Origin of the sequence: Polaromonas eurypsychrophila (assembly GCF_014641715.1) — a bacterium.
Classification (GTDB): domain Bacteria; phylum Pseudomonadota; class Gammaproteobacteria; order Burkholderiales; family Burkholderiaceae_C; genus Polaromonas; species Polaromonas eurypsychrophila.
This window is the reverse complement of record NZ_BMIG01000007.1, coordinates 124597-151148: the sequence shown is the minus strand read 5'-3', so window position 1 is coordinate 151148 and position 26552 is coordinate 124597. Positions and strand designations below refer to the sequence as shown.

The window sequence follows — 26552 nt, the reverse complement described above, 5'->3', positions numbered from 1 at the left end:
AAAAGCGGCATCAGCTCATCGCAGCATCGCCATGCCTGCGCGTGCAACCTGCACGTCCTGGGTTGACAGCACGCCCGACACGCCGATGCTGCCAATGATGTGGCCGGCCAGCACCAGCGGGAAGCCGCCTTCCAGCGGTGTCACGCCGGGCACCGCGAGAAAACGCAGGCCTTCACCGCCTGCAGCGATGCCGTCCTGGAACATCTTGGTCGGGCGCCGGAAGTTCACGGCAGTCATGGCCTTGCCGGTGGCAATCGCCATGCTGGAGTGCTGGGTCTGGTCGCGTTTGAGCGCCAGCACGATGTCGCCACTGGCGTCAGCAATAACGATGCACACTGGCCAGTTGTTGCGTTCGGCCTCGGCTTCGGCGGCCTGCATGATGGCCTTGGCCTGCAGCAGATTCAGCGGCGGGCCATAGGGCAAGGGGGCATCCAGCGCAGGCTGCTCAGCCGCGCCCGGCGGGCTTGCTTCAGTGGGCATCTATGGGGTCTCCTGTCATGGCTGCTTGAACGAGCGACCATGATAGGAGCGGGCCCGAAAAACGGCTAATACCGATTTCCGAGGCGGGCTATAGGTAAAACATATAGGCTGAAAGCAAGGCCTGCACGCAGCGCCCGTAGCCGAAAAATGCGCAGCACTCGCGCTGCGCGCACTGGCCGCGTCAGATCAGCCGCTTGAGCAAGCCCATCACCTGGTCAAACCGTTTGCCATACGGCGGATAGAACAGGTCGCCCCTGGCCCACTTCGACTGCACCAGCACCGGCTTTTGCTGTGTCAGGCGCAAAAAGCCGGCTTCGCCGTGATAGCTGCCCCAGCCGCTGTCGCCGACGCCGCCAAAAGGCAGGTTCTCGTGAGCAATGTGTATCAGCGTGTCGTTGACCGTCACGCCGCCGCTGACGGTGCGGGCCAGCACATCGTCACGCGCTGCCGTATCGATACCGAACCAGTACAGCGCCAGCGGGCGCGGCCGGGCATTGATGTAGCCGATGGCTTCGTCCAGGGTTCCGTAGCTCAGCACCGGAAGGATGGGGCCAAAAATTTCTTCGCTCAGCAGCTTGTCATCCGCGGCCACATTGAACACCAGCACCGGCGCCATCTGCCGTGAATCCGTTGCGGCGACAGCGCCTGGGTTGACCACCTGCAAACGTGCGCCACCGGCCTCGGCCTGTGCCAGCAAGGCCTGTAAACGCGCATGGTGGCGTGGGCTGATGATGGCGGCATAGTCGGGGTTGCCCGCGATGGTGGGAAACAGCGTGGCCACGGCACGGGCAAAGGCTTCACCGAAAGCGGCCTCCTTGCCGCGGGGCAACAACACGTAGTCGGGCGCGATGCAGGTCTGCCCGGCGTTAAGCAGCTTGCCGTGGGCAATCTTGATGGCGGCGGCGTCGAGATCGCAGGACGCATCAACAATACAAGGCGACTTGCCACCCAGCTCCAGCGTGGTTGGTGTCAAATTGACGGCAGCGGCCTCGGCAACCTTGCGGCCCACGGCGGTGGAACCAGTGAAGAACAAGTGGTCAAACGGCAGTGCGGCAAATTCTGCCGCCACCGCGCCGTCGCCCTGCACCACACACACCTCGTCAGGCGCAAATACTTCGCCCAGCAGTTTTTCCAGCAGCGCAGAAGTGGCCGGTGTCAGCTCGCTCGGCTTGAGCATCACGCGGTTGCCCGCCGCCAGCGCAGTGATGACCGGACCCAGCGACAACTGCACCGGGTAATTCCAGGGCGACACCACCCCAACCACGCCCAACGGCTGGCGCTGCAAAAAAGCGCGGGCCGGCAGCAGGTACAGCGGCGTGCCGACCTTCACGGGTCTCATCCATTTCGCCAGGTTTTTCAAGGTGTTCGATAACAGGGAGCGCAACACAAACAGGTCGGCAATCTCGGTGAGCTGCGGCGAGCGCACGCCAAAGTCCTGTTGCACCGCCTGCGCCAGCGCGCTGCCGTGCGCGTCGAGCAGACGGCGCAGCCGCAACAAGCGGTCGCGGCGCAGGGCCAGCGGCACATCGATTTGTGCGCGGCTGGCCAGGTGCTGGGTGTCGAACAAAAAGCGCAGGAAGGGTGTGGGCGTGGTCATCCGGCGATGATAGGCTGCAGCCAGCGCCAGTGGTAGGGGTGGGACTCCAGGCGCCAAATGTGCAGATAATCGCCGCATGACCCAACGATCCACCGACACGCCGTCCATCCAGAGGCTAGAGCTGGCACTGGCTCGCATCACCGCCGCCGGCGACGAGGGCGCGCGCATTTTCACACGGGTGTATGCCAACAGCGCCCGCGATGCCGCCAATGCCTCCGACAGGCGCAGGGGCGCCGGCAAAGCGGTGGGTCCGCTGGACGGCCGCATCGTGGCTATCAAGGACCTGTTCGACGTGGCCGGTGAAGCCACCACCGCTGGCTCGGCCCTGCTGCGCGATGCCGCGCCGGCGGTTAAAGATGCCGTGGTGGTCAGCCGCCTGCGTGCGGCCGGCGCCGTCATCATCGGCAAAACCAACATGACCGAGTTCGCTTTCTCTGGCGTCGGCATCAACCCGCATTACGGCACGCCTGGCAATGCGCTGGACATCAGCCGCATCCCGGGCGGCTCGTCCTCGGGCGCAGGCGTGTCGGTGGCGCGCTGCATGGCCGAGATCGCCATCGGCTCGGACACCGGCGGCTCGGTGCGTATTCCCTCGGCGCTCAATGGGCTGGTCGGCTTCAAGCCGACCCAGGCGCGGGTCACGCGCGAAGGCGCTTTTCCGCTGTCCTTCATCCTGGACACCTTGGGGCCGCTGTGCCACAGCGTGGCGGACGCCGCCGCCACCGACAGCGTGCTGGCCGGCATCACGCCGCAAGCCCTGCCGCAGCGCGATGTACGCGGCTTGCGCCTGGGCGTGCCGCGCGGCCTGTTGTTCAGCCAGGCGCAAGACGAGGTGCTGGGCGCCGTGGAACAAGCCCTCGCGCAACTCGCGGGCGCCGGTGCCCAGGTCCGGGATGAAACCCTCGACGACTTGCTGGGCGAACCCTTTCGCCTGCAGGAGCGCGGTACCCTGGTGGCCGCCGAGGCCGCGTGGATTCACCGCGACTGGGTCAATAGCCGGCCCGAGGAATACGACCCCATCGTGCTGGGCCGCATCCGCCGCGGCCAGACGCTGGACGCGGCGACTTATGTCGGCATCCAGCAGGCGCGGGCCGCACTGCTGCCGGCACTCGATGCGCGTTTGACACAGCTCGATGCACTGGTGCTGCCCACTGTGCCGCTGCTGGCGCCGCGCATCGCCGACGTGCAGGCCGAAGAGGTATTTTTGCGCACCAACGCCCTGCTGCTGCGCAACCCCTCGGTCTTCAATTTCTTTGACCTGCCGGCGCTGACCTTGCCGCTGCCGCGCGGCAACGGGCTGGCGGTCGGGCTGATGCTGGTCGGCCGCCGCGGGCAGGACAGGGAGCTGCTGGCGCTGGGCGCGGCTGTCGAGCGACAACTGGGCAGCCATTGACAGTGGCGACAGCACACCGTTCGGGCTGAGCCGCCTGTCCTGAGCTCAGTCGAAGGGGTCGAAGCCTGGACGAACGGGAGCGAGTGGGAGGCACCAAACCTCCCGCTATCATCCAGCTAATGGAAGAAGCCCACAGCACGTCTGACAACCACAACACAAAGGCCAGCGCCTTTGTTCAGCGCTGGCAGGGCGTCACCGCCAGTGAACTGTCCACCGCGCAGAGTTTTGTGCGCGAGCTGTGCGAGCTTCTGGGTGTGCCAGTGCCCCATGCCACGTCCGAGCAGGACTATATGTTCGAGAGGCCCATCACCTTCAGCCACGGCGACGGCAGCACCAGCCCCGGGCGGATTGACTGCTACCGGCGCGGCCACTTCGTGCTGGAGTCGAAAAAACTCAAGTCCAGCACGCAGACCAAAGGATTTGACGATGCGCTGCTGCGCGCCCGCGCTCAGGCCGAGGGTTATGCCCGCGCCCTGCCGCCGGAAGAAGGCCGGCCGCCTTTTCTGCTGGTGGTCGATGTCGGCAATGTCATCGAGCTGTATTCGGAGTTCACCCGCAGCGGCGCCACCTACACGCCCTTCCCCGATCCGCGCAGCCACCGCATCGCCCTGAGCAGTCTGGTCAATGCGGATGTACGTGACCGCCTCAGAAACATCTGGACCGACCCCGACAGCCTGAACCCCAGCCGCGCCAGTGCGCGCGTCACGCGTGAGGTGGCCGGGCAACTGGCCGAACTCGCCCGGTCGCTGGAGCAATCTGGCCACCGCGCCGACCATGTCGCCGCCTTTCTGACACGCAGCTTGTTCAGCATGTTTGCGGAAGATGTGGAGCTGCTGCCCAAAGGCAGCTTTCTGGGCCTGCTGCAAGACCACCGCGAGCAACCCATCACCTTGCAGCAAATGCTGCGCGTGCTCTGGGCCGACATGGACCGCGGCGGCTTTTCTGCCGCGCTGGCCACCCAGGTGCTCAAGTTCAATGGCAAATTGTTCAAGGCGTCCACGTCTGACGGCTATTCTTTGCTATTGAATCAGGAGCAAGTTGATCGCCTCATCCGCGCCGCCCAGTCCAACTGGCGCGAGGTGGAGCCCGCCATCTTTGGTACCTTGCTGGAGCGAGCGCTTGACCCCACCGAGCGGCACGCGCTGGGCGCGCACTACACGCCGCGCGCCTATGTGGAAAGGCTGGTGCTGCCCACCGTGGTGGAGCCGCTTCGCGCAGATTGGGCCGACACCCAGGCCGCCGCGCTGGTGCTGGCGCGAGAGGCGACAGAGCTTTCGGGCAAGGCGCTTGAAGCCAAACTGGAAGAAGCCAGGGCCGAGGTGCGCAAGTTTCACCACCAGCTTTGCAGCATCCGCGTGCTGGATCCGGCCTGCGGCAGCGGCAACTTTTTATACGTGACGCTAGAGCATTTGAAGCGCCTTGAAGGCGAGGTCATCAACCAACTTGAAGCGCTGGGCGACACCCAAAGCCTGCTCGGCCTCGAAGGCGAAACCGTCACACCGCAGCAACTGCTGGGCATCGAACTGAACGAGCGCGCCGCCGCGCTGGCCGAACTGGTGTTGTGGATTGGTTATTTGCAATGGCATATCCGCACACGCGGCAACAAGGCCGTGGCCGAGCCGGTGGTGCACGACTACGGCAACATCGAGCACCGCGATGCCGTGCTGGCCTGGGACGACACCGATTTGGCTTATGACGAAAACGGTCAGTTGCTGAGCCGCTGGGATGGCACCACCTTTAAGCTCCATCCGGTCTCGGGCGCTTTGGTGCCCGACGAGGCTGCGCAAGTGCCGCAGTGGAAATACATCGGCGCGCGCAAGGCCGAGTGGCCAGACACAGATTTCATCGTGGGAAATCCGCCGTTTATTGGCAAACTGAAGATGCGCGAGGCGCTCGGCGACGGCTACGTGGAGGCGCTGCGGGAAGTATGGCGTGAGGTGCCCGATAGCGCGGACTTCGTCATGTATTGGTGGCAACAGGCAAGCGCGCGGGTCGCAAGTGGACGCAGCCGTGCGTTTGGTCTGATCACCACGAACAGCATTTCCATGACCTACAACCGCCGCGTAGTGGAGCGTGCGCTCCAAAATTTGAGGATCACATTTGCGATTTCCGATCACCCGTGGGTGGACAGTGCGCAGGGAGCTGCGGTACGAATCGCAATGACAGTCGGCTCCATGGGCCATGACGATGGCGTGTTGCTTCGCACTGCGCGCGAAACAGACAATGGCGACGGCGAGTTCGCAGTGGAGTTCACCACACGCACCGGCTACATCCACGCTGACCTCACCATTGGAGCGAATCTCTCCGCCGCCGGGCCATTGCAAGCCAACAGCAGGCTCAGCGCCACAGGCGTCATTCCGCACGGCGCGGGAATGGTTATCACGCCAGCACAAGCAAGGTGCTTCGAGCCCGGTGCTCCGGTTAAGCCTTATCGCAACGGCAAAGATTTGACCGATGTTCCGCGTGGCGTCATGGTGATTGATTGCCACGGCCTGTCGATCACGGAAGTACGCTCGCGCTACCCGACGCTCTACCAGTGGCTGGTTGATCGGGTGAAACCGGAGCGTGACGCCAACCGCGATGTAGATTTGCGCGAAAAGTGGTGGTTACACCGACGCAACAACGACGACATGCGGCGCGCGCTGGCCGGACTCCCGCGCTACATCGCCACCACCATGACCGCGAAGCATCGGATATTCCAGTTTCTGGATGGCGCCGTTCTACCCGATCAGATGTTGGTCGTTGTAGGTAGCGACCAAGCTCTGCATCTTGGCGTTCTTTCCAGCAATTGCCATGTGAACTGGGCGCTCGCGCAAGGAAGCACACTTGAAGACCGTCCACGTTACATCAAGACCGCTTGCTTCGAAACCTTCCCCTTCCCCGACGAGGACACCGGCCTCACCCCTGCGCTGCGCGAACAAATCGCCGCACTGGCCGAGCAGATTGACGCGCACCGCAAACGCCAGCAGGCGGCACACCCCGGCTTGACGCTGACCGGCATGTACAACGTGCTGGAAGTCCTTCGACAGGCTCAGGACGAACGGGGTGGGGCTCAGGATGCACGGCCTTTGACCGAGAAAGAAAAAATCATCCACACCCAGGGTCTGGTCAGCGTACTCAAAGACCTGCACGAAGAGCTCGACGCTGCCGTGCTGCAAGCCTATGGACTTGAACCGGGTCTGGCCACCGATGACCTGCTGACCCACCTGGTGGTGCTCAATGCCCGGCGCGCCGCAGAAGAAAAAACCGGCCACATTCGCTGGCTGCGGCCCGAGTTTCAGAACCCGGCAGCCAGCAAAACGCTACAAAATCAGGAGCTGCTTGCGCCCGCCCAGCAAGGGCTACAGGCCGAAATGGCACTTGACATTGAGGCCAAGCCGTCTTCCGGCAAAACACCAGACCAAAACACCCAGCCCTGGCCAGCCAGCCTGCCCGAGCAGGTGCGAGCCCTCGCACAGGTGCTGGCCAGCCACTCCGGCGCGCTGACGGTGCCTGAGATCGAAGCCCGCTTCAAGGGCCGGGGGCCATGGAAGAAAAGCCTGCCCCGCATTCTGGAAACCCTGGAAGCGCTCGGGCGCGCCCGGCGTGACGGTGAAAGCTGGCGGGAATAAGGGCCTGCGGCTGGAAAGCCCCGGCCAGGCGCGGCTGACAAAAGAGATCCGCATTGAGGTGCAGCGTTCCGCCGGTGTGCCGACCGGGGCCGCCTGAAAAAATTCAAGCAAAAAATGGCTCCAGCCCTTTATCTGCTTGCGCCACCAGCTATCAACTTCGTAGCAAGAACGGGTCGTGATCCTTGCCGTCGCCGATCAGCGGGCCCTGTTTGAAAATGCCGCTGATGCGCAAGGCCGGCTCACCGTCGGCCGTCACCAGGCCCTGAATGAAAATCATGTTGCGCGTGCTACGCAGGATCTCGGCCTGGCCTTGCACCCACGCCCCCAGTCTGGCCGGCGCCAGGTAATCGATCTGCAAGCTGATGGTCGGCAGAAAGCGCCTGTCGGTGTCGGTCTGGTACATCGCCGCGCAGGGCAGCAGCATGTCCGCAAACGACGCCAGCATGCCGCCGTGGCACATCTGCAGCGGGTTGCTGTGGCGCTCCTCGACGCGAAAACCCAGCAGCAGTTGCTGGCCTTCCAGCCGCGCGTAAAACGGGCCGTTGACCTCAATAAAGGGGCCACCGACACTAACAGGAACAAAACCATTGGGGATGGCGGAAGCGCAGAAAGAGGCGGTGTCAGGCATTCCTCATGCTAACCCGGGTGCGGCTTGCGGCCCGTCCGCTCGGCGACTGCTCGGTGACTCAAGTGCCCGCGTAGTGGAACAGCTGGTCCCCGTCGGGTGCGCGAATTTGCGCGTTGAAGGAAACGATGATGCGGTCCCGCTCACCGGCGTAAGGCATGGCCTTGTGCGCCAGCATGGCGGGAAACAGGACGAGTTCGCCCTCCTGCGGCGTCACGTCCAGAGTAGCCTGCTGCAACCAGGCATTGCCCGTGTCGATGTGTGCACCGCCCAGCAATGGAAACATCGGGCTGTAAAAGCGCGTGGCGCCGTTGAGGTCGCCAAAGTCGGGGTGCTGCCGACGCTGCGCCACCGGATCGATCTGCACGTAATACACCCCCGACCACGAGCAGTTCCCATGGGTGTGAATGTCATGGAAAGTAGCACCGTTCTGGATCTGGAACCACACCCCCATCAGTTCAAGCTGCAGCCCGTGACGGCCCGCCGGCCACACGCCGGCATTGGCCTGCTGCGCCGTGGCCTGCAGGGACGCGGCAATGAACTTGAGCAGCGCATGGAACTCCGGAAGATCCACCCGGCGCAGCAGATCGTCAGCGCTGGCGTAGAAGTTTCCCCCCGGTGCAGCAGCATCCGTGGCACGCATGGCGCCAAACACCCGGGCCAGCACCGGATTGACTTCGGAAGCACCGGCAAAGCGGTGCACGGCCAGCGGGACCGGCCAATGCCATTGCAGCGCGCCGTCGGCCACAGCCAGCTTCACGCAGCAAGCTCATCGGAAGGCAGCTCCAGCTTCCAGCCAGTACGCTGTGCCAGTTGCAGCACATCTTCGACGGTGTCCAGGTCGGTGGTGAAACGGGTATTGCTGGTTTCAAACGCATACACCAGCCCGGGTTGACGCTCGATGAGCTGGCGACAACCCAGATGGGTATCGCTGGCCAGAACCTGGGCCAGCGCCACGTCGTCGAGCAGGATCGGGTTGCCGCGCTGGCCCTTGACGACAGGAACCACGAGATTGCCCGAGGGGCGCTTCTTGAAGGCCGCCATCAGTTCGACCAGATCGGCCGACCCGATCAGGGGCTGGTCGGCCAGCACGATGAACACGGCGTCAAAATTGCCGCGAAGCGCCGCCAGACCGGCCCGCACCGAGCTTTGCTGGCCGTGGGCATAGTCGGCGTTGTGCGCCAGCGTGACCGGGAAACTCCGGACCTGCGCCTCGATGGCATCACGCGCATGGCCGGTCACCACCACGACCTCGTCCACCCCGGCGCCGCTGAGCGCAATCAGCTGCCGGTTGATCAGGGGCACGCCCTGCAGGCGGATCAGAGGCTTGCTCACGCCGCCCATACGCCGCCCCTCGCCGGCGGCCAGCAACACCGCGCCGACCCGCAGGCGGGCATACAGCCCACCACCTTGTTTCAGCAGGCATCCCATGGTTGTTTTTCCAGAAGTTGTGAGCGTAGATTAACTATTGATGTTTCCGAAAATAAAAACATCACTCCGTTCCAAAACACCACTCCGTTCGGGCTGAGCTTGTCGAAGCCTGCCCTGAGCAAGAGCGGAAGACCCTTCGACAAGCTCAGGGCGAACGGTAGTGAGGTGCTTGTCATGTTTGATGAAAATCTCCATCGAGCATGGTTCACACCAGCAGCTCGGACAGGCGCTCGAGGCTGGCCAAATTGTGCGCCGGCATGAACCGCGTGACATGAGGCGCAGCCAGCGCCATCGCCGCCGACTGGGGTACTTGCACCGTCGGGTGCAACCAGAAGACGCGGGCACCGCGGGCACGCACCTGCGCCAGCACCCCGGCCAGGGCCTCGGGTTCATCGGTGTCAAAACCATCGCTGAACACCATGAACAGGTCCCAACGACCCAGGGAGCGACCCAGGTGCTGGTGCAACGCCTCGTGCAGGCAACTGGCAATGCGGGTGCCGCCGCCAAAGCCGAAGGTCACCGCGTTGATCTTGTCCTGCACACGTTCGCTGCGCCGCTTCATCAGCGGCGTGACCTCGGCGAGCCTGGTATGGAACACAAAAGCCCGTGCATCCATGACCTCGACGAAGGCGCGCGTGAGCCGCAGAAAAAATTGTGCGTGCACTTCCATGGAACGGCTCACGTCCACCAGCGCCACCACACGCGGCTGGCGGCGCTGGTGGCGCACATGGTGCAGCTGCACCAGCTCCCCGCCGGTGGACAGCGCCGAACGCATCGAACGCCGCAGATGAATGACGCCGCTGTCCCGGTGGCGTTGCAGGCGACGCAGCAGGCGAGTACGCAGCCGCCGCTTGAAAGCCTCAACCAGGGGTTCGAATCGGTCCATGTCGGACAGCAGCCAGTCGGCAAAATCACGCTCCTCGAACGCATCGGTGCGGCTGGCGCCTCCCTGGGCACGCGGCGGTGCGTCGCTGGCTTCAAGCTCGCCCTCGCCCGGCTGGTCGGCCATGCCCAGCGTGGACCGGGCTTCGCCCGGTGCTGTGTTGCCCATCTCGCTGTGCATCTGCTGCACCAGTTCGGGCAGCGAACGGGCGCGCCGGCTGATGCCCGAGCTGCGGACAGCGCCCCGGACCTTGTGCGGGAACCAGAAGGCCTGGTGCAAATCCGGGTACCTGAGCCACTGCTTGTGGCTGCCGGAGGCGATGCCGCGCCACAAGGCCTCGATACGGGGCCACTGCGACAGCGGCAAGGCGGCTGCAGCCTGGGCCATCAACCCGACCTCGGCATAACCCAGCGCAAAGCCGTGTTCGCGCAGGTAGTGGGCAAACTCGCCGAGGCGCTGCCTTGGGTCCGCGGCGGTGGTAACGGCAGCAGCCATTGCCATGGTTTATTTCATCGCACCAGCCACACCGACGTCCTGCGCTATGCGCGGACCATCGACCAGCTTGCCCACACGTTCGGCGGTAACCTGCCAGCGGTCATTGCGCGTCTTGAGCAAGGCGGCCAGCGTGGGCACCAGCGACTGCGGGTCCACCGGCAGTTCACCATGACCGAGATGAAAGAGCACGCGCACCCAGTCCAGCGTTTCGGCCACGCCGGGCGTCTTGTCGAGGTCTTCCTTGCGCAGGCGCTGGACAAAAGTCACCGCTTCTTCGACCAGCCGGCTGGCCGCCTCGGGCACCAGTGTGCGAACGATTTGCATCTCGCGCACCAGTGTCGGAAAATCCAGGTAATGAAACAGGCAGCGCCGGCGCAAGGCGTCCGACAGGTCGCGCGTACCGTTGCTGGTCAGAATCACCAGCGGCTTGCTGCGCGCCGTGAGCGTGCCGATTTCGGGAACGGTCACCTGGTACTCCGACAGCATCTCGAGCAGAAAGGCTTCGAAAGCCTCGTCGGCGCGATCAATCTCGTCAATCAGCAACACACAGGGCTCCGGCGAACGGATGGCCTGCAGCAGCGGCCGCTCGAGCAGAAAGGCTTCGGAAAACAGGTTTTCGCGCAGCGCCGCCTTGTCGCCCTGGCCGGCTTCTGCCAGCCGGATTTCGAGCAGTTGGCGACTGTAGTTCCACTCGTAGACAGCCTGGCTCAGGTCCAGGCCTTCATAACACTGCAGGCGCAGCAGCGGCCGGCCCAGCGCGCGTGCGCAGGCGCCGGCAATGGCTGTCTTGCCGACACCGGCCTCGCCTTCGATCAGAAGCGGGCGCTCCAGCGTCAGCCCCATCCAGACCAGGCTTGCGAGGTCTTCGTCGGCGATGTAGCCCGCCTTGAACAGCCGTTCGCGCAGGCCTTCGGGTGTCTCGACAGCCTCAGTCAGTGACATGGCGACAGCGTCTCAGGACCTGCGACCGAACAGGCCCGCAAAAAAATTCCTGATCAAGGCCCAGACCAGCCCCAGGGCGTTGAACTCCCTGGCCACCACGGGCGGGGCCGGCGCCGCTACCGGAGCCGCACCTTCGGCGGCAGGGGCAGCTGCCCCCTGCAGGGCCTGCGCCTTTTGCGAGAACACTTCGGCGAACTGGGCCAGGATCATGTCGGAGACGGAGGTCATCATGCGGCCGCCGAACTGCGCAAATTTGCCATTGACAATGACCTCGGCCTTGCCCGTCAGCGTGCTGCTTCCTGCATCCACGGCGACCAGCGAGGCCGTCAGTTCCATCGACGCCGAGGAGCCACCCTTGTCCGCCCCTTTGCCCAGCAGCCGGAGGGTGTGCGCCTGCGGGTCCATCGCCAGCACCTCGATGGTGCCGGCAAAGGCGGCCACCGCCGGGCCGACCTTGACCCGGACACTGCCCTTGTAATGGGTCGGATCAATCTCTTCGGTGATCTGCGCCCCGGGCATACAGGTGGCGAGTTCATTGATGTTGGCCAGCACCTGCCAGGCGGCATCAAGGCCTGCCGCAACCGGGTACTGTTTGTCGATAGTGACTTCCATGGATTCCTTCAAATGGTCAGAAAGGCAGGTACGCCGTCGCGTACCCGTCGGGCCCGGCGCCGTGTCAGCTGGTGAGGCCCGCTTTTTTCAGTTCCTGCCACACGCGGTAGGACGAGTGCGGCATGTTGAAATGGGTCACGCCAAGGTGAGCAAACGCGTCGACCATTGCACTTGTGAAGGTCGGAATGCTGCCCACGTGCGGGGACTCTGCCACGCCCTTGGCACCGATCGGGTGGTGCGGCGACGGCGTCACCGTGTAATCGGTTTCCCACTTCGGCGTTTCCACCGCGGTCGGCAGGAAGTAGTCCATCAGCGAGTTGCCCTGGATGTTGCCCTGCTTGTCAAACGACAGCAGTTGCCCCATCGCCACCGCAAAACCTTCGGTCAGACCGCCATGGATCTGGCCCTCGATGATCATCGGGTTGATGCGGGTGCCGCAGTCGTCGAGCGCATAGAAGCGGCGGATCTTGGTTTCGCCCGTGCCCTTGTCGATGTCCACCACACACAGGTAGATGCCGAAGGGGAAGGTGAAATTGGGCGGGTCGTAATAATGCACAGCCTCCAGCCCCGGCTCCAGTCCGGGTGGCGGCTGGTTGTAGGCAGCCCAGGCAATGTCCTTCATGGTCTTGAACTTGTCGTCATTGCCACGCAGTTTGAAACGGTCGATTTCCCATTCGAGATCGGCTTCGCTGACTTCCAGCAGGTGCGCGGCGATCTTCCTGGCTTTCGCGTGGATCTTGCGCGAGGCCAACGCAATCGCGGCGCCGGCCACCGGCGTGGAGCGCGAACCATAGGTGCCAAGCCCGTAGGGTGCAGTACTGGTGTCACCCTCCTCGACCTGGATCACCTCGGACGGGATGCCAAGCTCGGTGGCGATGATCTGCGCGTAGGTGGTCTGGTGACCCTGGCCCTGCGAGATGGTGCCCATGCGGGCGATCGCACTGCCGGTCGGGTGCACGCGGATTTCGCACGAGTCGAACATGCCCACACCCAGGATGTCGCAGATCTTGCTCGGGCCGGCGCCCACCACTTCCGTGAAGGTCACCAAGCCGATGCCCATCAGCGTCGGGCAGGCCGGGTCGGCACGTTTTTTGGCTTGTTCGGCGCGCAGGCCCTTGTAGTCCACGGCATTGAGCACCTTGTCCAGCGCGGTCTGGTAATCGCCCGAGTCGTATTCAAAACCAAATGCCGAGGTGTACGGGAACTGTTCACGCTGGATGAAGTTTTTGGCGCGGATCTCGGCCTTGTCCATGTTCAGTTTCTGCGCCAGCACGTCCACCATGCGCTCGACCAGGTACACCGCCTCGGTGACGCGGAACGAACAGCGGTAAGCCACGCCGCCCGGCGCCTTGTTGGTGTAGACCCCGTCCACCTTGCAGTAGGCGGACGGAATATCGTAGGAACCCGAACAGATGTGGAACATGCCGGCCGGGAACTTGGTCGGGTCGGCGCAGGCGTCGAAGGCACCATGGTCGGCGATCACATTGGTGCGCAACGCCAGGATCTTGCCATCTGCGGTGGCGGCCAGCTCGCCGGTCATGTGGTAGTCCCGGGCAAAGCCGGTGCTTGAGATGTTCTCGATGCGGTCCTCGATCCACTTCACCGGCCGGCCCAGCACGATGGAGGCCACGATGGCGCACACATAACCGGGGTAGATCGGCACCTTGTTGCCGAAGCCGCCGCCTATGTCCGGCGAGATGATGCGCACCTTGGACTCGGGAATGCCCGAGAGCATGGACACCACCGTGCGCACGATGTGTGGCGCCTGGCTGGTCAGCCAGGTCGTCAGTTCGCCGCGCACCGGATCGAACGAGGCAACCGCGCCGCAGGTCTCCAGCGGGCAGGGGTGTACGCGCGGGTAGAACATGTCCTGCTTGACCGTGACGGCCGCACTGGCAAAGGCGGCATCGGTGGCCTCCTTGTCGCCGGCATCCCATGTGAAGATGTGGTTGTGGTGGTAACGCTTGCCGTGCGCACCGTCGGTCTTGCCCGCCAGGTCTTCACGCAGCACCGGCGCCCCGGGCTTGAGTGCCTCAAACGGGTCCACCACGGCCTGCAGCTCCTCGTATTCCACCTCGACGGCTTCCACGCCGTCGGCAGCGGCATAACGGTCTTCGGCGATGACCACCGCCACTTCCTGCATCTGGAAGTGCACTTTTTCATCGGCCAGCACCGCCTGCACATCCCCGGCCAGGGTCGGCATCCAGTGCAGCTTGAGCGGCTTGAGGTCTTCGGCAGTCAGCACGGCCAGCACGCCCGGAATCTTCAGCGCCTCCTCCTTGTTGATGCGCTTGATGCGGGCATGGGCCAGCGGCGAGCGCACGATGTCCATGAACACCATATTGGGCAGCTTGATGTCATCGACGTAATTACCCTTGCCCTGGATGAAGCGTGCATCTTCCTTGCGCAGGCGCGACTCGCCCATGCCCATCAGGGCCTTTTCCCGATCACTCATTGGTGCGTTCATTCGTGTCTCCTTTGGATGGGCGCCTGCGCTTACGCGGCGACCTTGTCTTGTTGCAGTACCCGGGCGGCGTGCAGCACCGCCTTGACGATGTTCTGGTAACCGGTGCAGCGGCACAGGTTGCCCGACATGCCGACACGCACTTCCTCTTCGGTCGGGTCCGGGTTGTCCTGCAGGAAACGGTAAGCGCGCATCAGCATGCCCGGTGTGCAGAAACCGCACTGCAGGCCATGCTCCTTGTAGAAGCCTTCCTGCACCGCATGCAGTACGCCGGCATTGGCCAGCCCCTCCACGGTCTTGATCTCGCTGCCGTCGCACTGCACGGCAAGATGCGTGCAGCTCTTGACGGACTGCCCGTCAATGTCCACCGTGCAGGCGCCGCAGTGGCTGGTTTCGCAGCCAATGTGGGCACCGGTCAGACTCATCTTCTCGCGCAGGAAGTGCACGAGCAACGTGCGCGGTTCGACCGCCTCTTCCACCTTGCGGCCATTGAGGGTCATGGAAACAATTTTCTTGATCATCGCCTGGGTCTCCTGTAGATCTGCTTGTTCTTCTTCTGCGGGTTCAACGGCAGCGCGCGGCAGCGGCAAGAATGGCGCGTTTCGCCATTTCACCGGCCATCGCGGTCTTGTACTCAACATCGCCGCGCAAGTCCTCCGCCGGGTCGCACACCGCGCGCACCGCCTGCACCACCGCGGCCAGCGAGGCGTCATTGACAGGCTGACCGATCAACGCCTTCTCGGCATCGCGGGCACGCAGCGCCGTCGGCGCCACATTGGTCAGGCCTATGCTGACCTGCGTCACCACACCGCCGGCCATGCGCATCACCACGGCGGCACCGGCCGTGGCCCAGTCACCGGTTTTGCGCTTGAGCTTCTGGTAGGCATAACCGGTACCCGACGCGAAAGGCGTCACCAGGATGGCGGTCAGGATTTCGTTCTCGGCCAAGGCCGTCATGTAGGTGCCGTGGAAAAAATCGACGGCCGGCACCTGGCGCTCGCCCGCCGGTCCCTGCAATACAAAGCTTGCATCAAGCGCCATCGCAATCGCGGGGTGGTCGTTGCCCGGGTCGCCGTGGGCGATGTCGCCGCCTATGGTGCCGCGGTTGCGCACCTGCGGGTCGGCGATCATGCGGGCCGCCTCGGCCAGCAGCGGCAGATGCTCCTGCAGCAACGGGGAGGCAATCAGCTCGCTTTCGGTCGTCATCGCGCCGATACGGATCTTGCCGCCCTCCTCGCGGATCCCGCGCAACTCGGGAATCCGGTTGATGTCGATCAGCACGCCCGGCTGGGCAAAACGCAGCTTCATCATGGGCAGCAGGCTGTGTCCGCCGGCGAGCAGCTTGGCATCGTCGCCCAGCTCGGTCAGCAGGGAAAGCGCCTCGCCAATGGAGCGGGGCGCGTGGTACGCAAATGAGGGTGGAATCACGTTGTCTCCTTAGGCGGCCCAGGGGCCTTTAGAAGCGCGACTCTAGCGCCAGCCGATTCGGCTGGGGAAGCTAAGCAATCAACCGTCGCTCACACCGCACGAACGGCAGCATGATTGCACGAATGAAAATTCGTCATGCATGAAAATCTGCGGATCAGATTTTGGCCGGTATGGCGTCCGCCAGCCCCAGTTGCTCCAGCAGGCGCGGCGCGCTTGCACGCGACACCGGAATCTCGACCGGGGGGGATCCCATCATGCGCAGCGTCATTCGGCCGTCGCCGCGCACGATTTCGTCGACATGGGACAGATTGACGATGTAGCTGCGGTGCACGCGCAGGAACAGCTGCGGATCGAGCCGGGTCTCGAGGTCGCCAATATTGAGGTTGCAGAACTGGTTGCCGTGACCGGTATGCACCCAGGTGTAGTGCCCCTCGGAACGGATGAAGGAGACACTGGGCACATCCACCAGCAGCACGCGGTTCTGCTTGATGGTTGGAATCTTGCGCAGTTGCCGCTTTTCGCCGCCTTCACGCGCGCTGCGTGTGGCTCCGCCTTCGACTTCCTGGCTGACCACCTCGGTGATGTCATAAAAAACCAGGGTGTAGCCCGTCGTGGCGCCCTGGGCATCGCCGATCTTGGACACCTTGATCAGCAGCATCCGGTCCGGGATATTGATCATCATGGCCATGGGCGGCGCGTTGTTCACCGGGCACTCGGCCTGTCCCAGCAGAAACTTCACCTTGGCCCTGGCCGCTTCGGGATGAAAGGAGGTCACGAGTTTGCCAAACGGCATTTTTTCGGCCACAGGCAGGCTGCGCCGTGCGTAGTCATTCATGCCCATCACCCGCAGCTCAAGGTCAAGATGAACCACGCCGACGTCAAAACGCTCCAGCAGATAAAGCCACGAGCTTGACGGCCCGCGCGACGGGGAACCAGCGGGACAGGTTTTCATCAAAATACCATGTTGTAGGCAGGCCAAAACCATTGCAAACCACGCGCCGGGATCGCTTTCGTGCCGCCAGGTGGGCACTCATGCATCCCAGTCGCGCTTCGTTAATACGCTGGGCCTCCAAGCCAGGCAACGGCTAGAGTTTTGACTCATGAAGAAGCAAATGCGCCCCTCTATTGAATGTAGGCCACGGGATGTTGATGCGGCTGCGGCCGTGTCGCTACGGGGTTTACCCGAGTACGTAAACCGTGTGTCCCCCCCTTGGAAGACAGGGCAGATGCAATGACAAGTCCCGTGAACACCCACCCTCACTGGTTGGCGCGCGGCATGGGTTCGGCCGCCCTCACCCCGGCGGTTCTGGTGCTGCTCGCCGGGCTGACACTCTGGTCGCTGGGCCAGTCCGGCGCAGCCGGCAACAAAGACCTTCCCACCATCGTGGTTCTGACACTGATAGCCGTGGCTGCGGGCTGCGCTGCCTTGGCCTGGGTGCGTCCGCAACGCGTCGGGCTGTCGCCGCCCCAGGTGATGCTGTCGCTCGGCTTCGGGGGCATGTTGCTGGGCTTGCTGTACGACGTCGGCCAAGTCGGCCCGGCCCGGCTGGACAGCCTGTGCACCCAGGCCACGTCTCTCGGCTTCGTGGACAGCCTCCGGCTGCACCTCGAGTTTTTGCCCGGCATGCATGCTGGCATGCTGGCCGGGGGACTGCTCGCCATCCCCAGCCTGAGGCTGCTCCGGCCCCATTGCGGCCGCTACCTGTGTTCACTGTTTGCGCAGAACCTGCTGTGTTCCGGCTGGATGCTGGTCGGCATGACGGCGGGCGCACTGTGGTTTTCGCGCTGGCCGCTGTCGGCCGGAAACAGCACCCTGCCCGGCATGCTGGGTGGCATGTTTGTCGGCATGACCTGGGGCATGGTGATCAGTGTGGCGCTGTACCGGGGTTTCTTCACTCTGCGCAACCGGGCTTGACCGGGCCGCGTCGCCAAAAGCCCGCCACACCGGCGGTCCCGCCGCAGCGCGGAATACGAACACGCCTGTCGTGGGCTTGGGCTACAGTTGCCGTTCAAACAACAGCCCACCCCAGACCGCACCACCCCGCCATGAACGATCTTTCCACCTTCCCCATCACCCAGAAATGGCCGGCACTCCATCCCGAGCGCATTCAGCTCTATTCGCTGCCGACGCCCAATGGCGTCAAGGTGTCGATCATGCTGGAGGAAACCGGCTTGCCCTACGAGCCGCATCTGGTGGATTTCGCGACCAACGACCAGTTGTCGCCGGAATTTTTGTCGCTGAGCCCAAACAACAAGATTCCCGCCATCCTCGATCCTGACGGCCCCGGCGGAAAACCGCTGGCCCTGTTCGAGTCCGGCGCCATCCTGATTTACCTGGCCGAGAAAACCGGGAAGTTTCTCTCACAAGATGCCGCGACCCGCTACGAAACCATCCAGTGGCTGATGTTCCAGATGGGCGGCATCGGCCCGATGTTCGGCCAGCTCGGTTTCTTCCACAAATTTGCCGGCAAAGACTACGAAGACAAACGTCCGCGTGACCGCTACGTCACCGAATCGAAACGCCTGCTCAGCGTGCTGGACAAACGCCTTGAAGGGCGCAACTGGATCATGGGCGACAACTACACCATTGCCGACATCGCGACCTTCGGCTGGGTGCGCAACCTGATCGGTTTTTACGGCGCTGGCGAGTTGGTCGGTTTTGACAGCTTCAGCAACGTCAAACGGGTGCTGGAAAGCTTCGTCGCACGGCCGGCGGTCATCAAGGGCCTGAACATTCCCGCGCGCGCCTAGGCGGCGCGCCCGCCAGGCCTGCGCCCCAGCCAGTCCGGCAACCCAGGTTGAAGCAGCTTCGCAGGGTGTATAAACAAGGCCTTCGGTCCCGCGCACGGCTGTCGTCAGCGCGGGCCCCTCTGATACACCTCAAGGAATTTCAAGCATGGGCGCGCAGTGGAAAGCAAAAGGCAAGGAACTGGCGGCCAATGCCAAAGGCAAGGTCTTCGGAAAACTTGCCAAGGAGATCATGGTCGCCGCGCGCAGCGGCGCCGACCCGGCGCTCAACGCGCGTTTGCGGCTTGTGGTGGAACAGGCCCGCAAGGTTTCCATGCCCAAAGACACACTGGAACGCGCCATCAAAAAGGGCGCGGGCCTGACCGGTGAGGCTGTGCATTTCGAGCATGTGATCTACGAAGGCTTCGCGCCGCACCGCGTGCCGGTCATGGTCGAGTGCCTGACCGACAACCTGAACCGCACCGCGCCCGAGATGCGGGTGCTGTTCCGCAAAGGTCAGCTCGGCACCTCGGGCTCGGTGGCCTGGGACTTCGACCATGTCGGCATGATCGAGGCCGAGCCCGCAGCGCCAGGCGCTGACCCGGAACTCGCCGCGATTGAAGCCGGCGCACAGGACTTCGAGGCCGGGGAGGAAGAAGGCAGCACGCTGTTTATCACCGATGCCACCGACCTCGACATTGTCAGCCGCGCGTTGCCGGCCCAGGGCTTTACCGTGCTGTCTGCCAAGCTCGGCTACAAACCGAAAAACCCGGTGGACCCGGCGACCCTGGGCGCCGCCGAACTGGAAGAAGTCGAAGCTTTTCTCGCCGCCATCGATGCCAACGACGATGTGCAGACAATTTACGCAGGCCTGGGAAACTAGACCCGCAGCCTCATTCCACGTTAAATCCCATCCGCATGAACGACGCCACCACCTTCCCCCCCTTGCCAGATCACCTGTCGGTGGACCCCCGCAGCCCGCACCACGTCGCCGCCGTGTTCGAACATGACATCGGCATCCGCTTCAATGACAAGGAGCGCTCGGATGTGGAGGAGTATTGCATCAGCGAACGCTGGATCAAAGTGCCGGCCGGCAAGGCGCTGGACCGCAAGGGCCAGCCGCTGATGATCAGGCTCAAGGGCAAGGTCGAGGCGTTTTACAAATAGCCGGCGACCCGGCCCCGCCCGTAGTTCATCAACAGAAAAGGCCTCCAGCTCATAAGCAATGGGCGCAGGCAGCTATCAAAAAAAGAGCGCCTGCCCAGCAGAAGTTCAGTTGTCAGCGACGGTCGCACCAACAATGGCATGGCGCGCGAGCGAAGCGGCAACAAAACCAGTGTGCTTCATGCGGGCGACAAAATCATCCAGGAAGGCAGCCGCTGCTGCGCTGCGTGCCCTCGGCATGGCCATCGCCTGGTTGATCACCATGAAGCGCTCACCCAGCAGGCGCACGCCGGATACACGCTGAGCGTCCGCTTGCAGCCCCTGCTTCACGCCGGACGACACGTCCAGGCCGTCCTTGAGCATGGCATCAACCACAGCTTCAGAGGTCGGCACCTGAATCAGCGTGGCGTGCTGGATGTGGCGCTGCAGGTACAGGCCGTAAGCGCTGCCGGCGCCCATCACGATGCGCGTGCCGGCGCGGTCCACGTCGGCATTGGTCCGGATCGGTGAGTCTTCGGGAACGAGGTAGTAACCCTCGATCTGCACATAGGCTGGCGTGAAATGCGTTGTCTCGGCGCGCAGCGGATCAATCGCCATGAAGCCGACGTCGGCCTCGCCACCGGCCAGCGCCGCAACCGATTTGGCAGCGGTATCGAACTGCAGGAAATCCACCGCCACGCCCAGCTCACGCGCAAATTCACGCGGCAGGTCGATGGTGACGCCTGCGGGCTTTTCTGTGGCCGTGTGGCTGTGCGCGAGCACCGGGTTGCCCATGTTCAGCGATGCGCGCAGCCTGCCCCCAGGCGCGAACTCCTGCGCCAATTTAGCCAGATCAGTCATCGAGGAAGCCTCCCTTGTAAAAACTCCACGCGGTGCCGTCGTGCAAATAGAAATAGCCATCGGCGCAATCGTCCTTGCCGGGAAAGAACTCCCGATATGCCTTGGGCACAAGACGCTCAAGCTGCGCGTCGGACAGTTCGTCGAATTCTTCAGGGGTGATGGGCTGACCGACCCGGAGTTTGCGTTCCATGGACGTCCTCAATCGCTCATCAGCGCACGCACGTGCGCCGCTGTGCCGCTGGCCAGGCCTTCCAGGCTGTAGCCACCTTCAAGCACGGACACCACACGGCCATCGGCGCTTTCATCGGCCACCTTCATCAACTCGCGGGTGATCCAGTGGTAATCGTCGTCGGTGAACTGCAGCCCGCCCAACGGGTCCAGGTGATGCGCATCGAAACCGGCGGAGATGATCAGCAGCCCGGGCGCGAACTTGCGCAGGGCCGGCAGCAACTGGGTTGTCATGGCGGCGCGGAAGGCGCTTGAGCCCGTGCCGCGCGGAAAGGGCACGTTGACGATATTGCCGGCCACACCGGTTTCATGGCGTTCGCCGGTTCCGGGGTAAAACTCCGACTGGTGGCAGGAGCCGTAGAACAGGTCGGGGTCGTCGTAAAACGAGTTCTGCGTGCCGTTGCCGTGGTGTACATCGAAGTCCACCACCGCCACACGCTGGATGCCATGTTGCTCGCGCGCATGCAATGCGGCAATGGCGGCCTGGTTGAACACGCAAAAACCCATGGCCTGGTCCGCCTCGGCATGATGGCCGCAGGGACGTGTGGCGCAAAAAACATTGGCCGCTTCGCCGGACACCACATCGTCGACGCCGGCACAGGCTGCGCCCACGCAACGCATCACCGCCTCCAGCGAACCAGGCGACAGGATGGTGTCACCGGCATCGAGCGCACGGTAGCCCTCGGTCGGCGACACCGCCTGCACCTGCGCCACATAGTCGGGCGTATGTACATGCAGCACCTGCTCGAAGGAGGCCAGCGGCGCATCGCGCCAGACCGCACCAGCAAACGCCGGCGTTTTCAGCGCCTGCAGCACGGCTTCAAGACGCTCGGGCGACTCGGGGTGGTGTGGACCGGGCTTGTGGTTGAAACAGGCTGCGTGGGTGTAGATTAGGGTGGTCATGGTGGTCGCAGTAGGTGGATCCCCATGATAGCGAACCCGCCTCCCGGTTGAAGAGGCGGGCTCTCTTCGTTTCGTTCAGCCCCCGTTCAACCCACCGCGCGGTCAAACCTGAACACGCCGGGATCGAGCACCGGGTCCACGTCCACCGGAATCAAGCTCTTGGGCGGAAAGCGCCCTTCGAGCAGCAGCTTGCTCAGCGGGTTCTCGATGCGCTGCTGAATCGCGCGCTTGAGCGGCCGCGCACCGAACACCGGATCGAAGCCCACCTTGGCCAGTTCTGCAATCGCTGCCTCCGAGACTTGCATCGTCAGCTCCATCTTCTGCAGGCGCGCGATCAGCGTCTGCAACTGGATGCGGGCAATGGACTCGATGTTTTTCGCGTCCAGCGAATGGAACACCACGGTCTCGTCAATCCGGTTCAGAAACTCGGGCCGGAAGTAGTTTTTCAGCTCATCCGTTACTGCATCCTTGATCTCTTCATACGGCTTGCCAACCATGGACTGGATGATGGGTGAGCCGATGTTGCTGGTCATGACAATGACGGTGTTCTTGAAGTCCACGGTGCGGCCCTGGCCGTCGGTCAGGCGGCCGTCGTCCAGCACCTGCAGCAGCACATTGAAGACATCCGGGTGCGCTTTCTCGACCTCGTCGAGCAGCAGCACGCTATAGGGCTTGCGGCGCACGGCTTCGGTCAGGTAACCGCCCTCCTCGTACCCCACATAACCGGGCGGCGCACCGATCAGGCGGGCGACCGAATGTTTCTCCATGAACTCGCTCATGTCGATGCGGATCAGGTGGTCTTCGCTGTCGAACAGAAAGCCAGCCAGTGCCTTGCAGAGTTCGGTCTTGCCGACGCCGGTGGGGCCCAGGAACAGGAAAGAGCCGGTCGGGCGGTTCGGGTCACTCAGACCCGAGCGCGAGCGGCGGATCGCGTTGGCCACCGCGCCTATGGCTTCGTCCTGGCCGATCACACGTTCGTGCAGCTTGCCTTCCATAAGCAGCAGCTTGTCGCGCTCGCCCTGCATCAGTTTGCTGACCGGAATGCCGGTAGAGCGCGCGACGACCTCGGCGATCTCCTCGGCGCCGACCTGGGTGCGCAGCAAGGTGGGAGCGTCCGATTTGCCTTTGCTGGCCTCGGCGTCCTGCGCTTCCTTGAGCCGTTTTTCCAGCTCGGGCAGCTTGCCGTATTGCAGCTCGGCGACCTTGTTGAAGTCGCCTTTGCGGGTTTGCTCCTCGATCTGGAAACGGATGCGGTCAATCTCTTCCATCACGTCCTTGGAACCGAGCGCCTGGGCTTTTTCGGCCTGCCAGATTTCGTCGAGGTCGGAGATTTCCTTTTGCAGCTTGATGATCTCTTCCTCGATCAGGCCGAAGCGCTTTTGCGAGGACTCGTCTTTTTCACGGCGCACGGCCTCGCGCTCGATCTGCAGCTGGATCAGCCGGCGGTCCAGCTTGTCCATGACTTCGGGCTTGGAGTCGCGCTCGATGGCGATCTTGCTGGCGGCTTCGTCAATCAGATCAATCGCCTTGTCGGGCAAAAACCGGTCGGTGATGTAGCGGTGGCTGAGCTCGGCTGCGGCGACGATGGCCGGGTCGGTGATCTGCACGCCGTGGTGCAGCTCGTACTTTTCTTTCAGGCCGCGCAGGATGGCAATGGTGGCCTCCACCGAAGGCTCACCGACCAGGATTTTCTGGAAGCGGCGCTCCAGCGCGGCATCTTTCTCGATGTACTTGCGGTATTCGTCCAGGGTGGTGGCGCCCACGCAATGCAGCTCGCCACGCGCCAGCGCAGGTTTGAGCATGTTGCCGGCGTCCATGGCACCCTCGGCCTTGCCGGCGCCCACCATGGTGTGCAGCTCGTCAATAAAGACAATGGTCTGGCCTTCTTCCTTCGCCAGTTCCTTGAGAACGGTTTTCAGACGCTCTTCAAACTCGCCGCGAAACTTGGCCCCCGCCACCAAGGCCGCCATGTCGAGCGACAGCACGCGTTTACCCTTGAGCGATTCCGGCACCTCGCCCGCGACGATGCGCTGGGCCAGGCCTTCCACAATCGCGGTCTTGCCGACGCCGGGCTCGCCGATCAGCACCGGGTTGTTCTTGGTGCGGCGCTGCAGCACCTGAATGGCGCGGCGGATCTCGTCGTCGCGGCCGATCACCGGGTCCAGCTTGCCCAGGCGGGCGCGCTCGGTCAGGTCCATGCAGTATTTCTTGAGCGCTTCGCGCTGGCCTTCCGCCTCGGGACTGTCCATCTTCTCGCCGCCGCGCACCGTGTCGATAGCTGATTCGAGCGCCTTGCGCGTCAGGCCGGCCTCTTTGGCCAGCTTGCCAACTTCGGCCTTGCTGTCGGCCACGGCCAGCAGGAACAGCTCGCCGGCGATGAACTGGTCGCCGCGTTTGATCGACTCCTTCTCGGTCGCCTGCAGCAGCTTGGCCAGTTCGGGGCCGACCTGAATCTGCTCCTGACCCGAGACCGTGGGCAGCTTGTTGACGGCAGCGTCAATGGCAGCCTGCAAGGCGGTCACATTGACACCAGCGCGCTGCAGCAAGGCCTTGGGGCCGTCGTCCTGGCCCAGCATGGCGGCCAGCAGGTGGGCCGGCTCGATGTAGGCGTTGTCGTGGCCCAGCGCGAGCGATTGCGCGTCGCTGAGGGCTTCCTGGAATTTGGTGGTGAGTTTGTCCTGGCGCATGGGGCGTCCCTTGAATTTGATTGTTGTTCATCTGGGGCTGAAATCGGGCATTTTCAATAGTCCGGGCAGCGGCCTGTCCGCGACAGGAGACTAAAATCCCTGCCATGAACATACACCAGATGTCGGTCAGCTACGTCCACGAACAGGACCGCCTGTTGATACGCATCAATGGCAAGGAAGGTGGCGAGTTGCGCGCCTGGCTGACGCGGCGCCTGGCGCTGGCGCTGCTGCCCATCTTGAGTCAGACCACCTCGGAGCAGATCAAGAAAGTCGCCGCTGCAGCCGTCACCACCGCGATGCCCGCCATCAGCCTCGACGATCAGCGCGGGAGATTGCTGGCGGCCTTTGAAACCGAGGCCGCGCTGCGCAGCGGAGATTTCGAAACGCCCTATCAGGACCGCCAGAGCACCCCGGCCGATCCGGTGCTGGGCCCCGAGCCGCTGCTGTTGACAGAGGTCAAGGTGACCCTGCTGGGCAGCGGCCAGCTGCGGCTGCAGCTGTTCGAAAAACTGCCTGGCCAGGAAGCCGTACGCAACTTTCAGGTCATGATGGACCCGAAATTGAGCAACGGCCTGTTGCATCTGCTGCACCAGAGCCTGAACGCCTCACAGTGGCTGCATTTGCCCGTGATCTCGCCCTTGGAAGAAGTGGCCACCACAACCGAGCAGGCCGACCTGAGTCTGGATCTGTCCAAGCCCAAATACCTGAATTGAGCTACCCGGCTCCGGGCTGAAGCAGTCTTCAGCCAGCCTTGGCCGCTTCGAGTGAAAAGCCGGCGACTTTTTTGTAGTTCTCCGAAATCTCGCGCAGCTCCTCCTGGCTGATCAGCTCATCAATGTTGGCAAAAGGCTTGCCACCGCTGAGTTCATCGACCTTGATGTTGATGAAGTCCGGCGGCACCGAGCGGTTGGTCAGCACAATGTTTGCCGTAAGCGCCAGCCGCAGTTTTTCATACCCCAGCAGTGCGGCGCGGCCGTCCCCGCCGGCGCCGGCCAGTTGTTCGGCCAGCGTGCGCCCGTCGATGAGGGCCTGCGCCGAGCCATTGGAGCCGCGCGGGTACATCGGGTGCGCAGCATCGCCCAGCAAGGTCACACGTCCAAAGGTCCACTGCGGCACCGGGTCCTTGTCCACCATCGGGTACTCGAGTATCTGCTCGGCGTTGGCAATCAGCGCGGCAACGTCCAGCCACGGAAAGCGCCAGTCCTTGAAGATGTCCAGGAAGTCCTTGACGTCGCCGGCGTGGTTCCAGTCGTTCATGGCCGCGTTGTCACGCTGGATTTCGGCCACCCAGTTGATCAGCTGGTGGCCCTCGTCATCCAGCCGGTCAACGATGGGGTAGATCACCATCTTGCCGGTGTCGATGGCGCCGATGCGCATGTAGCTCTTGCCAGTCAGGATGGGTTGGTGCCGGGTCACGCCGCGCCAGGTGTTGATGCCGGCAAACGCGACTTTTTCATCCGGATAAAACTGCCGGCGAACGGTCGAATTTACGCCGTCGCAGGCAATCACCACGTCGGCACGCACCGGTGGCAGGACCGCGCCGCTCGATGTCTGCGTGAACTGCACCGTGGCGCCGCTCTCGTCCTGCGTCACGCCGGTGCAGCGGTGGTCAGTGTGGATGGCGTGCGTGCCCAGGCGGGCCAAGCAAGCTTCGTAGAGCAGCCGGTGCAGCTTGCCGCGCGGAATGCCGATCTCGGGCAGCGCGTAACCCGCATGGCGGCCGCGCGGCTCTTTGTAGATGAACTGGCCGAAGCGGTTGAAAAACACGCTTTCCTCATTTTCGATGCCGACCGCCTCGATGGACGCCTGCAGGCCCAGTGCCGCGAGCTCGCGCATGGCATGCGGCAGCAAGGTGATGCCGACGCCGAGTTCTTTCACCTCAGGCACGGTTTCATACACCTCGCAGGCCAGGCCGCGCTGGTGCAGGGCCAGTGCCAGGCTCAGGCCGCCTATGCCGCCGCCGACGATGGTTATCTTCATGTGTTCTCGTGGGTTGCTCGTTTTTATGCATCAAATCGGCATCCAGCCCATAGCAGGCAGGC

Annotated in this window: 24 protein-coding genes; 7 read left to right on the top strand and 17 right to left on the bottom strand. The window is 63.5% G+C overall.

What is annotated here, in order from left to right:
• Positions 1-15 precede the first annotated feature (15 nt).
• Both IEX16_RS11600 and IEX16_RS11595 read right to left on the bottom strand, forming a co-directional pair.
• Complete coding sequence (locus IEX16_RS11600; RefSeq protein WP_188708645.1) at positions 16-480, bottom strand: GlcG/HbpS family heme-binding protein; 465 nt, start codon at positions 478-480, stop codon at positions 16-18.
• Positions 481-661: 181 nt separating this feature from the next.
• Positions 662-2077, bottom strand: coding sequence for a coniferyl aldehyde dehydrogenase (locus tag IEX16_RS11595; RefSeq protein WP_188708644.1), 1416 nt, complete (start codon positions 2075-2077; stop codon positions 662-664).
• Between the two features lie 76 nt (positions 2078-2153).
• Between IEX16_RS11595 and IEX16_RS11590 the strand changes: the two genes are divergently transcribed.
• Both IEX16_RS11590 and IEX16_RS11585 read left to right on the top strand, forming a co-directional pair.
• Complete coding sequence (locus IEX16_RS11590) at positions 2154-3470, top strand: amidase (RefSeq protein WP_188708643.1); 1317 nt, start codon at positions 2154-2156, stop codon at positions 3468-3470.
• A gap of 119 nt (positions 3471-3589) precedes the next feature.
• Complete coding sequence (locus IEX16_RS11585) at positions 3590-7081, top strand: class I SAM-dependent DNA methyltransferase (RefSeq protein WP_188708642.1); 3492 nt, start codon at positions 3590-3592, stop codon at positions 7079-7081.
• A gap of 151 nt (positions 7082-7232) precedes the next feature.
• Here the strand turns inward: IEX16_RS11585 and IEX16_RS11580 are convergent, their stop codons facing one another.
• The 10 genes from IEX16_RS11580 to IEX16_RS11535 all read right to left on the bottom strand — a co-directional run bounded on the left by IEX16_RS11580 (position 7233) and on the right by IEX16_RS11535 (position 16913).
• Positions 7233-7709, bottom strand: coding sequence for a PaaI family thioesterase (locus IEX16_RS11580; protein WP_188708641.1), 477 nt, complete (start codon positions 7707-7709; stop codon positions 7233-7235).
• 58 nt (positions 7710-7767) lie between these two features.
• A complete protein-coding gene (locus IEX16_RS11575) occupies positions 7768-8466 on the bottom strand; it encodes a TIGR02466 family protein (RefSeq protein WP_229676310.1) in 699 nt (232 codons plus the stop codon).
• Positions 8463-9137 (bottom strand): nucleotidyltransferase family protein, encoded by a 675-nt coding sequence (locus IEX16_RS11570; RefSeq protein ID WP_188708640.1) that lies wholly within the window; start codon positions 9135-9137, stop codon positions 8463-8465. The genes IEX16_RS11575 and IEX16_RS11570 overlap by 4 nt, the downstream gene beginning before the upstream one ends.
• Positions 9138-9342: 205 nt before the next feature.
• Positions 9343-10521 (bottom strand): VWA domain-containing protein, encoded by a 1179-nt coding sequence (locus tag IEX16_RS11565; protein ID WP_188708639.1) that lies wholly within the window; start codon positions 10519-10521, stop codon positions 9343-9345.
• Between the two features lie 3 nt (positions 10522-10524).
• Entirely contained in the window at positions 10525-11457 is a 933-nt protein-coding gene (locus IEX16_RS11560; protein ID WP_188708638.1) for an AAA family ATPase, read from the bottom strand.
• A 12-nt stretch (positions 11458-11469) separates the two neighbouring features.
• Positions 11470-12069 (bottom strand): SRPBCC family protein, encoded by a 600-nt coding sequence (locus IEX16_RS11555; protein ID WP_188708637.1) that lies wholly within the window; start codon positions 12067-12069, stop codon positions 11470-11472.
• A 64-nt stretch (positions 12070-12133) separates the two neighbouring features.
• Positions 12134-14536 carry an aerobic carbon-monoxide dehydrogenase large subunit gene (locus IEX16_RS11550; RefSeq protein ID WP_188708636.1) on the bottom strand — a complete coding sequence of 801 codons (2403 nt, stop codon included), beginning with the start codon at positions 14534-14536 and terminating at the stop codon, positions 12134-12136.
• A 29-nt stretch (positions 14537-14565) separates the two neighbouring features.
• A complete protein-coding gene (locus IEX16_RS11545) occupies positions 14566-15054 on the bottom strand; it encodes a (2Fe-2S)-binding protein (protein ID WP_096696434.1) in 489 nt (162 codons plus the stop codon).
• Positions 15055-15097: 43 nt separating this feature from the next.
• A complete protein-coding gene (locus IEX16_RS11540) occupies positions 15098-15961 on the bottom strand; it encodes an FAD binding domain-containing protein (protein WP_188708635.1) in 864 nt (287 codons plus the stop codon).
• A gap of 154 nt (positions 15962-16115) precedes the next feature.
• Positions 16116-16913, bottom strand: a complete 798-nt coding sequence (locus IEX16_RS11535) for a LytTR family DNA-binding domain-containing protein (RefSeq protein WP_188708634.1) — start codon at positions 16911-16913, stop codon at positions 16116-16118.
• 291 nt (positions 16914-17204) lie between these two features.
• Between IEX16_RS11535 and IEX16_RS11530 the strand changes: the two genes are divergently transcribed.
• From IEX16_RS11530 to IEX16_RS11515, 4 genes are all read left to right on the top strand, one after another.
• A complete protein-coding gene (locus IEX16_RS11530) occupies positions 17205-17876 on the top strand; it encodes a hypothetical protein (RefSeq protein WP_188708633.1) in 672 nt (223 codons plus the stop codon).
• A gap of 131 nt (positions 17877-18007) precedes the next feature.
• Positions 18008-18712 (top strand): glutathione S-transferase N-terminal domain-containing protein, encoded by a 705-nt coding sequence (locus IEX16_RS11525; RefSeq protein WP_188708632.1) that lies wholly within the window; start codon positions 18008-18010, stop codon positions 18710-18712.
• Positions 18713-18857: 145 nt separating this feature from the next.
• On the top strand, positions 18858-19571 hold the full coding sequence (locus IEX16_RS11520) for a YebC/PmpR family DNA-binding transcriptional regulator (protein ID WP_188708631.1): 714 nt from the start codon (positions 18858-18860) through the stop codon (positions 19569-19571).
• A gap of 35 nt (positions 19572-19606) precedes the next feature.
• Positions 19607-19855 (top strand): DUF3297 family protein, encoded by a 249-nt coding sequence (locus IEX16_RS11515; protein WP_188708630.1) that lies wholly within the window; start codon positions 19607-19609, stop codon positions 19853-19855.
• A gap of 105 nt (positions 19856-19960) precedes the next feature.
• Here the strand turns inward: IEX16_RS11515 and IEX16_RS11510 are convergent, their stop codons facing one another.
• The 4 genes from IEX16_RS11510 to clpB all read right to left on the bottom strand — a co-directional run bounded on the left by IEX16_RS11510 (position 19961) and on the right by clpB (position 24510).
• Positions 19961-20692 carry a transporter substrate-binding domain-containing protein gene (locus IEX16_RS11510; protein WP_188708629.1) on the bottom strand — a complete coding sequence of 244 codons (732 nt, stop codon included), beginning with the start codon at positions 20690-20692 and terminating at the stop codon, positions 19961-19963.
• Positions 20685-20882 carry a hypothetical protein gene (locus IEX16_RS11505; protein WP_188708628.1) on the bottom strand — a complete coding sequence of 66 codons (198 nt, stop codon included), beginning with the start codon at positions 20880-20882 and terminating at the stop codon, positions 20685-20687. The genes IEX16_RS11510 and IEX16_RS11505 overlap by 8 nt, the downstream gene beginning before the upstream one ends.
• Positions 20883-20890: 8 nt before the next feature.
• On the bottom strand, positions 20891-21823 hold the full coding sequence (locus IEX16_RS11500) for a histone deacetylase family protein (RefSeq protein WP_188708627.1): 933 nt from the start codon (positions 21821-21823) through the stop codon (positions 20891-20893).
• Positions 21824-21909: 86 nt separating this feature from the next.
• Positions 21910-24510 (bottom strand): ATP-dependent chaperone ClpB, encoded by a 2601-nt coding sequence (clpB, locus tag IEX16_RS11495; RefSeq protein WP_188708626.1) that lies wholly within the window; start codon positions 24508-24510, stop codon positions 21910-21912.
• Positions 24511-24614: 104 nt separating this feature from the next.
• Between clpB and IEX16_RS11490 the strand changes: the two genes are divergently transcribed.
• Complete coding sequence (locus tag IEX16_RS11490) at positions 24615-25223, top strand: hypothetical protein (RefSeq protein ID WP_188708625.1); 609 nt, start codon at positions 24615-24617, stop codon at positions 25221-25223.
• Positions 25224-25251: 28 nt separating this feature from the next.
• Here IEX16_RS11490 and IEX16_RS11485 read toward each other — a convergent pair whose 3' ends face one another.
• On the bottom strand, positions 25252-26490 hold the full coding sequence (locus IEX16_RS11485; protein WP_188708624.1) for a flavin-dependent oxidoreductase: 1239 nt from the start codon (positions 26488-26490) through the stop codon (positions 25252-25254).
• Positions 26491-26552 lie beyond the last annotated feature (62 nt).